Source organism: Mycobacteroides sp. CBMA 271, from assembly GCF_009729205.1.
In the GTDB taxonomy this organism is placed as follows: domain Bacteria; phylum Actinomycetota; class Actinomycetes; order Mycobacteriales; family Mycobacteriaceae; genus Mycobacterium.
In genome coordinates, this window is record NZ_VTHB01000003.1 from 25,206 (window position 1) to 36,655 (window position 11,450).

General features: G+C 63.9%; 11 protein-coding genes. 3 read left to right on the plus strand and 8 right to left on the minus strand.

Features of this window, described 5'->3' with window-relative positions; all coding sequences use genetic code 11:
• Positions 1–12: 12 nt before the first annotated feature.
• Both FZI91_RS08760 and FZI91_RS08765 read right to left on the minus strand, forming a co-directional pair.
• Positions 13–885: an NAD(P)-dependent oxidoreductase gene (locus tag FZI91_RS08760; protein ID WP_155938661.1), complete on the minus strand. Its 873-nt coding sequence runs from the start codon at positions 883–885 to the stop codon at positions 13–15.
• On the minus strand, positions 882–1,376 hold the full coding sequence (locus tag FZI91_RS08765; protein WP_155938662.1) for a VOC family protein: 495 nt from the start codon (positions 1,374–1,376) through the stop codon (positions 882–884). Before FZI91_RS08765 ends, FZI91_RS08760 begins: the two co-directional genes overlap by 4 nt.
• An 81-nt stretch (positions 1,377–1,457) precedes the next feature.
• Here FZI91_RS08765 and FZI91_RS08770 point away from each other — a divergent pair, with 81 nt between their 5' ends.
• Entirely contained in the window at positions 1,458–2,024 is a 567-nt protein-coding gene (locus FZI91_RS08770) for an ABATE domain-containing protein (RefSeq protein ID WP_155938663.1), read from the plus strand.
• Here FZI91_RS08770 and FZI91_RS08775 read toward each other — a convergent pair.
• The 3 genes from FZI91_RS08775 to FZI91_RS08785 are packed head-to-tail and all read right to left on the minus strand — an operon-like array spanning position 2,008 to position 4,833.
• Positions 2,008–3,150, minus strand: a complete 1,143-nt coding sequence (locus FZI91_RS08775) for a GTP-binding protein (protein WP_162525432.1) — start codon at positions 3,148–3,150, stop codon at positions 2,008–2,010. The genes FZI91_RS08770 and FZI91_RS08775 overlap by 17 nt on opposite strands.
• 22 nt (positions 3,151–3,172) lie before the next feature.
• Complete coding sequence (locus tag FZI91_RS08780; protein WP_155938664.1) at positions 3,173–4,045, minus strand: dihydrodipicolinate synthase family protein; 873 nt, start codon at positions 4,043–4,045, stop codon at positions 3,173–3,175.
• Positions 4,045–4,833, minus strand: a complete 789-nt coding sequence (locus tag FZI91_RS08785) for an aldolase (RefSeq protein WP_155938665.1) — start codon at positions 4,831–4,833, stop codon at positions 4,045–4,047. Before FZI91_RS08785 ends, FZI91_RS08780 begins: the two co-directional genes overlap by 1 nt.
• 127 nt (positions 4,834–4,960) lie before the next feature.
• Here FZI91_RS08785 and FZI91_RS08790 point away from each other — a divergent pair, with 127 nt between their 5' ends.
• Positions 4,961–5,482: a helix-turn-helix domain-containing protein gene (locus FZI91_RS08790; RefSeq protein ID WP_155938666.1), complete on the plus strand. Its 522-nt coding sequence runs from the start codon at positions 4,961–4,963 to the stop codon at positions 5,480–5,482.
• On the opposite strand, the gene pgi is transcribed toward FZI91_RS08790, so the two are convergent.
• Genes pgi through FZI91_RS08805 form a run of 3 tightly spaced genes read right to left on the minus strand, consistent with a single transcriptional unit; the run spans position 5,475 to position 8,347 of the window.
• The gene (gene pgi, locus FZI91_RS08795; protein WP_155938667.1) at positions 5,475–7,112 is read right to left on the minus strand and encodes a glucose-6-phosphate isomerase; all 1,638 of its coding nucleotides are present in this window, start codon (positions 7,110–7,112) and stop codon (positions 5,475–5,477) included. The genes FZI91_RS08790 and pgi overlap by 8 nt on opposite strands.
• 42 nt (positions 7,113–7,154) lie before the next feature.
• Positions 7,155–8,000 (minus strand): hypothetical protein, encoded by an 846-nt coding sequence (locus tag FZI91_RS08800; protein WP_155938668.1) that lies wholly within the window; start codon positions 7,998–8,000, stop codon positions 7,155–7,157.
• Positions 8,001–8,044: 44 nt separating this feature from the next.
• Positions 8,045–8,347: a chorismate mutase gene (locus tag FZI91_RS08805; protein ID WP_375234327.1), complete on the minus strand. Its 303-nt coding sequence runs from the start codon at positions 8,345–8,347 to the stop codon at positions 8,045–8,047.
• A gap of 294 nt (positions 8,348–8,641) precedes the next feature.
• Here FZI91_RS08805 and pcrA point away from each other — a divergent pair, with 294 nt between their 5' ends.
• A complete protein-coding gene (pcrA, locus tag FZI91_RS08810) occupies positions 8,642–10,990 on the plus strand; it encodes a DNA helicase PcrA (protein ID WP_203448761.1) in 2,349 nt (782 codons plus the stop codon).
• Positions 10,991–11,450 lie beyond the last annotated feature (460 nt).

Sequence of the window (11,450 nt, forward strand, 5' to 3'; positions counted from 1 at the left end):
ATGTCCTTTCGTTCACCGCGCATCGCGGGCCCGCTGCAAATCCGCGATCGAGGACCAGTCCAGATCGGCCTGGCCGTTCGCCAGTGCTTCGTCGAAGACTGACCGCAGCACCTCGCCGAACGGTAGGCGCAGGCCCGCATCGGCTGCCACCTCGAGCGCCAGCCCAACGTCCTTGCGCCCGAGCGTGGTTGTGAATCCGGCGGGCTCGTAGGTGGAGGTGGCGATCAGTGCGCCGTAGCTGCTATAGGCAGGGCCCTGGAACAGGGTGGTGGTCAGTAGCTCCACCAGGAGTCCCGCGTCGACGCCGGAACGCTCGGCCATGCTGACCGCCTCACTCAGCGATTGGATAGCCGATGCGATGAGGAAGTTCCCGATGATCTTGACGACGTTGGCTTGTCGCGGGTCCGCACCCAGTCGCCAGGTGCGTGCGCCGATGACATCGAAGAACGATTGCGCCCGGTCGATGTGCTCGCTCTGGCCGGCCGCCAGCACCTGAAGCTGCCCTGCCTGCGCTACCGCGACCCGCCCGAAGACCGGACCGGCGATGTAACCGGCGCAGTGCTCGGCGTGCAGTGCCGCGGCGCGGCCGGCCAGCTGTGTGCTGACGGTCGCGAGGTTGACGTGCACCGCACCCCGTGCCGACGCGAGAACGGTTGAATCCAAGAAAGTTTCGGTGACGGCTTGGTCATCGGCCAGCACCGAGAACACCACCCCGGATTCGAACGCCGCGGCAACCGACCCCAGCGGGCGGGCGCCTGCCGCCGCCAGCTCCTCGACCGGCGCGGGAGAGCGATTCCAGACCGAGACGTCGTGCCCCGCATCAACAAGATTGTGGGCCATGGCTTTTCCCATGGCTCCGAGTCCGACGACGGCGATTGTGCTCATTGGTGCGCTCCTGTCTCTGGTGGCCAATTGACGAAGATCTCGGTGCAGTCATGGCTCATGAGCTCGATGACGGTGCCCCACGGATCGGTCAGATAGGACATGGTCCAGGGCCTGCCGGCTACCACCGGCCGCGGCGCGGTGATCACCTGCCCGCCGTGCTCGGCGACGGCGTGTGTTCGTCCATTCACATCGGGAACCGTCAGGCAGAGATGCCAGGTGCCGCGCCGGGTGTACTCCACGGGTCTGTCCGGTGGCGGGTCCGTCACGGGATCAATAAATTCGAAGAGCTCGACGCCCACACCGTTTCCGGTCTGCAGACCGGCCATTCGTGCCCGGGTGAACCGGGCGTCGAGTCCAGGCGGGAGCTCGCCATCGGGTCCAGGTTCGAGCGTCCGGGGACCCATGATGCACTCGAATCCGAACACCTCCCGGTACCAGTCGATCGCTGCGGCGATATCGGGAACGGTAATCCCGATGTGATTGACGGACATCTCTCCTCCATGTGAACCGGTTTAGATGGTTCAACCGTAGACCACTGTCCGAGATCTGTCGAACCGGTTAAACTGGTTCGTATGACGCAGGGTGCATCGGAGGATGCGCGAACGATCTTTCGGCTGGATAACGCGGTGCTGGCCTTTCGGTTCACCGCGACCGTCATCGATCGTGCCGGTGACGCCTCCGAGCGGCTCACCGACCCGGCCCGCCTGCGCCTGTGGTTGCACGCCAACGGGCTCGACTTCGCCGGTGCGGCGGTAACCGGCGCGGAATTGAGCGCAGCCAAGGAGCTGCGCGAGTGCATCCACCGCGCGGGCGCGGCAGTCGCGGACGGTGGACGGATCGCGACCGCGGATGTTGGGACGTTGAATGCGTTGTCCCAAAATGGAAATCCGCACCGGGTGTTGGATATGGGCGCGGCGCGATGGCAGGGTGCGAGCATCGCTGATGCATTGTCCGTGATTGCCGCCGACGCCATCGAGACGCTGGGCGGCCCCGATCGTAACCGCATAAAGGCATGCTCCCAGGAGCAGTGCCACGGGATTTACGTGGATACCAGCCGCGCGAACAACCGGCGCTGGTGCAACATGAATACCTGTGGCAACAGGGCCAAGAAGGCTGCGATGGCTAGTGCGCGTGCATGACTCCCCAGGTGGGTAGCGGGTCCGGGTAGTTCCGCCATGCGTGCTCACCTTCCGCGATTTCGTCGTCGGTGAGCACCGCACAATCCAGCAGGAGCTGCAGGCGAGGCCGGTCCAGCCGCAGGCCGATGAGGACGATCTCCTGGCCCGGGGTGACGTCGGTGCTCTGCCAGAACTGAGCGGGTTCGATCGTCAGGTTCGGCCCGGCCTGCGACCAGATCGCCGCGATCTCGGGGCGGCTGGCAATCCAGCAGAATCCCTTGCTGCGCAACAGGCCTTGCAGATTCTCCAGTACCGTATTGAGTCGCTGCGGATGGAAGGGTCTGTCCGAGCGGAAGGTCATGCTGCTGATGCCGTACTCCTCGGTTTCCGGGGTGTGCCCGGCCGCGATCTCCTCGTCCCAACCGGGCGTCTGGGCAGCGAGATCGGGATCGAACAGTCCGGTCTGCAGCACCAGATCGAGGTCGACGGCGCCGCCGATCGACCGCGTGATGGTCGCCGTCGGATTGAGGCGGCGCAGTAGCGTTTCCACCATTCCGAGGGTCCGTTCACTCACCAGATCCACCTTGTTGAGGATCAGCACATCGGCGAACTCCACCTGGTCGGTGAGCAGATCGGCGATGGAACGTCCATCCCCGTCGGCCGCGGCCATCTCGCGGTCGGCGAGTGCCTCACCGCGGGCGAGTTCGGGCAGGAAGGTGGAGGCATCGACGACTGTCACCATGGTGTCCAACCGGGCCGCCTGCCCCAGACTGGTGCCGTCCTCGAACTCCCAGGTGAACGAGGCCGCGACCGGCATGGGCTCGGAGATGCCCGTCGACTCGATGACCAGCTGGTCAAATCGATTCTGCCGGGCCAGGTTTCCAACGGCCTCGATCAGGTCCTCGCGCAGCGTGCAGCAGATGCAGCCGTTGGTGAGTTCAACGAGCCGCTCCTCGGTGCGGTCCAGGTGTCCGGTGCCCGCAACGAGGGCGGCGTCGATGTTTACCTCGCTCATGTCGTTGACGATCACCGCGATCCGTCGTCCCTCGGTGTTGGCGAGGATGTGGTTGAGCAGGGTGGTTTTCCCTGCTCCGAGGAATCCGGAGAGCACGGTCACGGGCAGGAGGGAGGGTTGGGCTGTCGTCACCCCGTAATGATAACCATTATCATTAAGGAAGCGACGCGAGGATCCCCTTCAGGGTCTCTCGGCCCTCGGAATCCAGTGGGAGCAGCGGTCGCCGTGGGTCGCCGACGGCACGTCCCTGTAGTTCGAGGCCGGCCTTAACAGTGGTGGGCAACCCGCCCGCGACGATGAACTGCAGGAGGGGTTTGAGTCTTTCGTAGATCGCGGCGGCCTCGTCGCCGCGTCCGGCGCGCACCGCGTCAAACAGATCCAGACAGGGCTGAGGTGCCAAACATGGTGCGGCTGTGCACCATCCGGATGCGCCGGCGTTCAGAGCATCCAGCACCAGTGGGTTGCTGCCATTGTAGAAGGGCAGCTGTCCGTCGCTGAGACGTTGGATGTCGAGCATCCGACTCAAGTCACCCGTCGACTCCTTGACCATGGTGAAGTTGTCGATATCGTGGAACATCGACACCAGCAGTTCGGGTTTCATGTCCACACCGCTGGTGGCGGGATTGTTGTACGCCATCAGCGGTATGTCGATGGCCGCCGCCACGGAGGCGTAGTGCTGCGCGATCTCGCCGTCGCTGAGTTTCCAGTACGAGACCGGCAGCACCATCACCGCGTCGGCTCCGGCCTGCTCGGCGTGGCGTGCCCGCCGAATGGTGTTGGCTGTGGTCAGGTCCGATGCGCCGACGACGACGGGCACCCGCTTGTTCACTGCCGCGACGGTGGTGTCGACCACGGCGTCGAATTCGCGCTCCTCAAGGTAGGCGGACTCGCCGGTGCTGCCCAGCGGTGCGATGGCGTGGGCTCCGTCTTCGACGAGGCGGGACACCAGGTCGGCGAGCCGATCGACGTCGACGGTGTCGTCGGGAAGGAAGGGGGTGACGGGGTAGGCGATGATGCCGGACAGCATTACGAGCTCCTCAGTGTGTCGGGGTGATTGGCGAGTGCCCTACGGGCGTAGTAGGCGAAGTTGGCGACGCTGCGCTTGGGGGTCAGCGTCCAGTCGTGAGCCTCCCGGGCCAGTCGTTCGGGGAGGGGTGCGATGGTGCCGGCCGCCATCGCGGCGAGCTGCAGCTTGGCGCCCCGCTCGATCAATACCGCCAGTGAGCAGGATTCTTCCACGGAGGCACCGGCGACCACATGGCCGTGATGGGCGAGCAGGATTGCCTTCTTATCTCCCAGCGCGGCCGAAATGATCTCGCCCTCTTCGTTTCCGACGGGTACGCCGGGCCAGTCCGGAAGGAACGCGCAGTCGTCGTACAGCGGCGCGATATCCATCTGCGAGACGACTAGGGGGGTCTCCAGCATGGACAGTGCTGCGATGTGGAACGGGTGGGTATGCACGATGCATTGCACATCGGGGCGGGCTCGGTAGATCCAGCTGTGAAACCGGTTGGCGGGGTTAGCCATTCCGGATCCCTGAAGAACGTTCAGGTCTTCGTCGACGAGGAGCAGATTTTCCTCGGTGATCTCGTCGAATCCGAGTCCGAGTCGCTGCGTGTAGAAAGTGCCGGGCTCCTCGGCGCGGGCGGTGATCTGTCCGGCGAGGCCGGAGTCGTGTCCGCGATCGAAGAGTGCGCGACAGGTGAGTGCGACCTTCTGTCGTGCGGTCCACTGCGAGTCGGAGAAGTGGGTCTCCATGCTGCGCTCGGCGCGAACCATCAAGTCGGACTTGGTGTCGTGAAGTGTGCTCGCCATTTCCGTGCTCCTTCCTGATCTGGGGTGTTCGATCACCACCATAGGACACAAGGTGTCATCTAGTCAACAGTGTTGCCTAGTTGGCGTAAGGCGGTGCCGATAGGAACCCCCGTGTCACACTGGCCACATGACTTCGCTGGTTCGAGCGCTGCGACGGGAACGCGGCCTGACCCTAGAAGAGTTGGGCGGTCGCACTGGTCTGACCAAGAGCTACCTGTCGAAGGTCGAGCGCGAACACAGCACCCCGTCCGTGTCCGTCGCGATGCGCATCGCCCAGGCCCTCGATGTGGACGTCACGCGGCTCTTCACCGCCGACGCCCACGAATCTCGGATCGTGGTGGACCGTGCGGCAGATGAGTGGGATGACAGCAAGTTTCACGCGCTGAGCACCGAGATGCTCGGCAAGATCATGACGCCGTTCCTGGCGAGCCCGTCCACCGAGTTCGCCGAACACAGGTCGTCGCACGAGGGACAGGAACTCGTCTTCGTGCACCGCGGCTCAATCGAGTTGCAGTGTGGCCAGGATGATGACGTCATCAGCTACGTCCTCGGCGAAGGAGATAGCGCCTACCTCGACGCCACCCGTACCCACCGGATTCGTCGTACCTCGAAGACGCCGGCGCTGGTGCTCATCGTCGCCGCTACTTAGTCCGGCCCCGCGCTCCGCGGTAGTACCGCACCAACGCATCGGTGGAACTGTCGGTCTGCTGCTCCGGCGAGGCGTCCTCGGTGATGACGGGCAGCAGCGCGATGGCTTGCTTCTTGCCCAGCTCGACGCCCCACTGGTCGAAGGAGTCGATACCCCAGACCGTGCCCGCGGTGAACACCTCGTGCTCATAAAGCGCGATCAGCTGACCCACTACCGAAGGGGTCAGCCTGGTGGCCAGAATGGTTGTGCTGGGCCGGTTACCGGGCATCACCTTGTGGGGCACCACATTCGCAGGGGTGCCTTCGGCCGCGATTTCCTCGGCGGTCTTGCCGAAGGCGAGCACCTGCGTCTGTGCGAAGAAATTGCTCATCAGCAGGTCGTGCATGCTGCCGGTGCCATCCATCGTCGGCAGATCGTCGGTGGGCTCGGTGAATCCGATGAAGTCCGCCGGGATCAACCGGGTGCCCTGGTGTAACAGTTGGTAGAAGGCGTGCTGGCCATTGGTTCCCGGCTCGCCCCAGTAGATGTCGCCGGTGTCGACCTTCACCGGAGCACCGTCGGCCTGCACCGACTTGCCATTGGATTCCATCGTCAGCTGCTGTAGGTAGGCGGCGAACCGGGCCAGGTCGTTCGCGTAGGGGAGTACCCCACGCGATTGCGCGCCAAAGAAATTCGAGTACCACAGGCCGATCAGGCCGAGCAGCGCGGGCGCATTCTCTTCCAGAGGAGCGGTACGGAAGTGCTCATCGACGGTGTGGAACCCGGCAAGGAACTCACCGAACGCCTGGCGTCCGATCACTGCCATCACCGACAGTCCGATCGCCGAGTCCACCGAGTATCGACCCCCGACCCAGTCCCAGAAACCGAACATGTTGGCGGTGTCGATTCCGAACTCCGACACCAACTTCGCGTTGGTAGAGACGGCGACGAAATGCTTGGATACCGCGTCACTGCCCAACTTGTCCACGAGCCAGCGCCGGGCCGCCGTCGCGTTGGTGAGCGTCTCCAGTGTCGAGAACGTTTTGGAGGCGATGATGAAAAGTGTTGTTGCCGGATCCAAGTCGGCGAGCGCGGCCACCAAGTCGGCCGGATCGACGTTGGAAACGAAGCGCGCCGAGATCCCGGCATCCGCGTAGTGGCGCAGCGCCTGGTAGACCATCACCGGTCCCAGGTCAGAACCGCCGATCCCGATGTTGACCACGGTGGTGATCCGCTCACCGGTGGCGCCGGTCCACTCGCCGCTGCGCAGCCGGTCGGTGAAGTCGCCCATGGCGTCGAGCACCTGGTGCACATCGGCAACCACGTCCTGCCCGTCGACCACCAGCTGCGCGTCGCGGGGTAGACGCAATGCCGTGTGCAGCACCGCGCGGTCCTCGGAGGTGTTGATGTGCACGCCCGCGAACATTGCGTCGCGCCTGCCCTCAAGGTCGGCGGCGCGCGCCAAATCCACTAGCAATGAAAGGGTTTCGCGAGTCAGGCGGTGCTTGCTGTAGTCGATGTAGAGGTCGCCGACCGTCACAGTCAGGTCGCTGCCCCGGGTGGGGTCGTCGGCGAAGAACTGTCGAAGGTGGGTGGAAGCGATCTGCTTGTGATGAGTTTCCAGTGCCTGCCACGTCGCCTCGAGTGTCATGCAATCGAGCCTAGTAGTGGTGGTCGATCGACGCAGCCCTGCCTATTGGTTGGCGCAGGTCACCCATCTATTACTGATCCGTGCGAACCCGGCGGTGCCGGTTTTGCTCTCAGTCTTCCCTCCGGCCGTCGCCGTGATCGTTACCCGCGACGAGGCGGTATCGCCATCGACGACCGACTTCTCGACCTTGTCCACGCTGACCTTCAGATCATCGGGCTGCCCCTCAAGATCCGCTTCGGTGATCTTCACGCAGGACAGCGCGTTGAGCACGTCGAGGTTCTTGGCACCGAGCGCGGCGTAGAACGCCTTGAGCACGTTCGTCAGCTCATACTCCTCGTCCTTGGTCGCCGGACGCGGCGCCGAGGTAGTGGTGGGGCCTGGCACCGAGATGCTGGTGGTGGTCCCGGTCGTCGAGGTGGAGGTGGAGCTGCCTGTGGTGGTCGAACTGGTGCTGACGCTGGTCGTCGAGGCGACGCTGCTGGTTGTCGTCGTAGTCCGCGAGCGGGTGGTGGTCGTCGTACTGGTACTGGTCGCCGCGGGGTTCACCAGAGGAACGCCAAGCTTCACGGTGGGCCGTGACTGCGGCGCATCCTCGATCGTCCGGTTGTTCTCCACCCACAGGCCCGCGGCGACCGCTGTCACCGCGGCGAGGCAGACCGCCAGCACGCCGATGACGATCTTGGTGGCATGTCTGGCGACAAACTTGCGGCTTGGAGTGGGCTCCGCGGCAACGGCTGCCTCCAGCTCGTAGTCGACCTCTTCGACTTCCCCCTCGTCTTTCGAAGCGGGTTCGCCAGGTCGGCCGTCCTTGCTGGAAACGTCCTTGCCCGCGCCCTCGGGTGCGTTCGTACCGTCGTCCTTGGCATCGGGCTTATCTTCGTTGCTCAACGGATCCCTCCCTCATCGGCATTCCCCACCGGTGTTCGGCCGGATTAGTGTCCCAATCTGCCGCGGCCCAGGCGCAGCAGCAGCATTGCGAGAGTATGGCCTTCTTGGCCCAATTCGCTGAAGCGTTGGAGAACTTTCATTTCGCGGCTGTGCACCAGGCGGGGGCCACCGGAGGCCATCCGCGCCCTGCCGATCGACTGGGACACCTCGGTGCGACGCTTGATCGCGGCGAGGATCTCGGCATCGAGGCGATCGATTTCCTTGCGCAGCTCATCGATGTCGGGGCTTGGATCCTCGGCCCTGGCAGCGTCGCCTTTGCCGGCGTTCTCGGTCATTTGAGTAGTCATTCTTTCTCACACTTTCTCTTGGAGCGGTTCGCCCCGCATGCCACCCCGGAATCCGGCCTCTCAAGAGATGAGCCCCGTAGTCCGGTAGCGGACTGCGGGGCTCGTGAATCGGCTAGACCACGGGCACCGGAGTCCGATACCCGTAAAAAAATCGCCAGCCGTGGTTGAGCACGTCGTTGATTGTAGCTGACGTGTGTTGTCCCTCGTCAGCGGTAAGTTGGACCGGTCATGGCGAATCTTTCTGAACCAGCACTTTTTGACATGCCTTCCGGCTCCTCATCCTCTAGCGATGCGTTGCTTGACGGCCTGAACCCGCAGCAGCGGGCCGCCGTCGCGCATCAGGGGTCGCCGCTGCTGATCGTGGCGGGTGCCGGGTCGGGGAAGACGGCGGTGCTGACCCGCCGGATTGCCTACCTGTTGGCCGAGCGGGACGTCAGCCCGGGACAGATCCTGGCCATCACCTTCACCAACAAGGCCGCTGCCGAGATGCGCGAGCGGGTCGGTGCGATCGTCGCGAATCGTGTGTCATCGATGTGGGTGTCGACGTTCCACTCCAGCTGCGTGCGCATCCTGCGGAACCAGGCCTCACTGCTGCCCGGGCTGAACTCCAGCTTCTCGATCTATGACGCCGACGACTCCCGGCGGCTGCTGCAGATGATCGGCCGCGATATGGGCCTGGACATGAAGCGCTACTCGCCGCGGCTGCTCGCCACCGCGATCTCCAACCTGAAGAACGAGCTCATCTCGCCCGAGCAGGCGGTGGCCAATCTCAGCGTGGATGCACGATCGGAAGGAGAGCTGCACGGGGATCTCCCCAAAATTGCCGCCGACGTGTACAACGAGTACCAGCGGCGGCTGCGCGCGGCCAATGCCCTTGACTTCGACGACCTCATCGGTGAGACCGTGGCTGTGCTGCAACAGTTTCCGCAGATCGCGCAGTTCTACCGCCGCAAGTTCCGGCACATTCTGGTCGATGAGTACCAAGACACCAACCATGCGCAGTATGTGCTGGTGCGGGAACTCGCCGGTGCACATACCGAAGACCCCGACAGTCCGCCCCCCGCCGAGTTGTGCGTCGTCGGTGACGCGGACCAGTCCATCTATGCGTTCCGCGGTGCCACCATCCGCAACATCGAGGAATTCGAGCGCGACTACCCGAACGCGAAAACCATTCTGCTGGAACAGAACTATCGGTCCACGCAGAACATACTGAGCGCCGCCAATGCCGTCATCGCCAAAAATGCGAACCGCCGCGAGAAGCGGCTGTGGACCGATTCCGGTGAGGGCGAGCTGATCGTCGGATACGTCGCGGACAACGAGCACGACGAGGCGTCGTTCATCGCGAGGGAGATCGACGGGCTCTTCGATCGCAGCGACGCCAACTACGGTGATGTCGCTGTGTTTTACCGCACCAACAACAACTCCCGGTCGGTGGAAGAAATATTCATTCGATCCGGTATCCCCTACAAAGTCGTTGGGGGAGTGCGGTTCTACGAGCGCAAGGAAATCCGCGATATCGTCGCCTACCTGCGGGTGCTGACCAACCCGGGCGACGCGGTGAGCCTGCGCCGGATCCTCAATACCCCGCGTCGCGGCATCGGGGACCGGGCCGAAGCGTGTGTTGCCGTGCATGCGGAGACCGCCGGCATCGGTTTCGGTGAGTCGCTTGCGGATGCTGCCGCCGGCAAGGTGGCGATGCTGAACTCTCGCTCGGAGAAGGCAATTGCTGCCTTCATGGACATGCTCGACAAGATCCGTGCCACGCTGCGCACCGACCCGGGGGCATTGCCCGACATCGGTGACGTGGTGGAGGCGGTGCTCAACCACACCGGATACCGCTATGAGTTGGAGAACAGTAGCGACCCGCAGGAATTGGCACGTCTCGATAACCTCAACGAATTAGTCAGCGTCGCACACGAATTCAGTGCCGACGCGGCCAATGCCCAGGCCGCGGGGCAAGATCTTCCGGTCGACGACGAGGATGTCGGTGCGCCTCCGGGAAGCCTTGAGGCGTTCCTGGAGCGGGTGTCGCTGGTCGCCGATGCCGACGAGCTTCCCGAATCCACCGCCGGAGTGGTCACCCTGATGACGCTGCACACGGCCAAGGGGCTGGAGTTCCCGGTGGTGTTCGTCACCGGCTGGGAGGACGGCATGTTCCCGCATATGCGGGCCCTGGGCGATCCGGTGGAGCTGGCCGAGGAACGACGGCTCGCGTACGTCGGGATCACTCGGGCGCGTCAGCGCCTGTATCTGAGCCGGGCCAAGGTGCGTTCATCGTGGGGGCAGCCCATGATGAACCCGGAATCGCGTTTCCTGCAAGAGATTCCGCAGGAACTCATCGACTGGCGCCGCACCGATCCGATACCAGGACGCATCGCGACCGGCGCGGGAAGCTACGGCGGTGGAGGCTACGGGGCCAGCGGGGCGCGCGGCGGCGGAACCTCGATGGGTGCCCCCTCCAAGAAGCGCACCAAGCCGCTGCTGGTCCTGGAACCCGGCGATCGCGTGAGCCACGACAAGTACGGGCTGGGCCGGGTCATGGAGGTCACCGGGAACGGTGAGGCCGCCACCTCGCTGATCGACTTCGGCAGCGATGGACGCGTCAAGCTGATGCACAACTTCGCGCCCGTGCAAAAGCTCTGATACGCATGCCCAGCTGTAGCTCGGCGCCGGAGCTTCATGCGCGAACCGCAGTTCGCCATGCGAATGCGGTGGCAGGTGGGAAGAACTAGCCTTCACCTCGATGCGAAGTGTATTACGCCCGAACGGCACTGCGATGTGCACCGAGTGTGAGCGTCAGGGCACGAAAAACGCCGAGTGTGCGCACTGGCGCTCACACTCGGCGTTAATCGAAGCGAATTAGTCGCGAAGCGGCTGAAGGTGATGCCCTTGTTGGCCAACCCCTCGACGGCCAACAGGGACACCTCAAAGGGGCGCGAACCCATCTCTGATCGGCAATCAGGGCAATTACCCGCGGTCGCCACCGTCCCGTGTCGACCTCTCCAGGTTTGCCCGTTGCTTTGACCTCGACGGAAATCTTCCGATTCGGTCGAAGTCTGCGCGAACTCGAATTCGCACACAGCTAAGTAACCATCCCGTCCAA

Coding starts and splice junctions, on each gene's coding strand:
- FZI91_RS08760 (WP_155938661.1), bottom strand. CDS start 885: ATGAGCACAATCGCCGTCGTCGGACTCGGAGCCATGGGAAAAGCCATG.
- FZI91_RS08765 (WP_155938662.1), bottom strand. CDS start 1,376: ATGTCCGTCAATCACATCGGGATTACCGTTCCCGATATCGCCGCAGCG.
- FZI91_RS08770 (WP_155938663.1), top strand. CDS start 1,458: ATGACGCAGGGTGCATCGGAGGATGCGCGAACGATCTTTCGGCTGGAT.
- FZI91_RS08780 (WP_155938664.1), bottom strand. CDS start 4,045: ATGCTGTCCGGCATCATCGCCTACCCCGTCACCCCCTTCCTTCCCGAC.
- FZI91_RS08785 (WP_155938665.1), bottom strand. CDS start 4,833: ATGGCGAGCACACTTCACGACACCAAGTCCGACTTGATGGTTCGCGCC.
- FZI91_RS08790 (WP_155938666.1), top strand. CDS start 4,961: ATGACTTCGCTGGTTCGAGCGCTGCGACGGGAACGCGGCCTGACCCTA.
- pgi (WP_155938667.1), bottom strand. CDS start 7,112: ATGACACTCGAGGCGACGTGGCAGGCACTGGAAACTCATCACAAGCAG.
- FZI91_RS08805 (WP_375234327.1), bottom strand. CDS start 8,347: ATGACTACTCAAATGACCGAGAACGCCGGCAAAGGCGACGCTGCCAGG.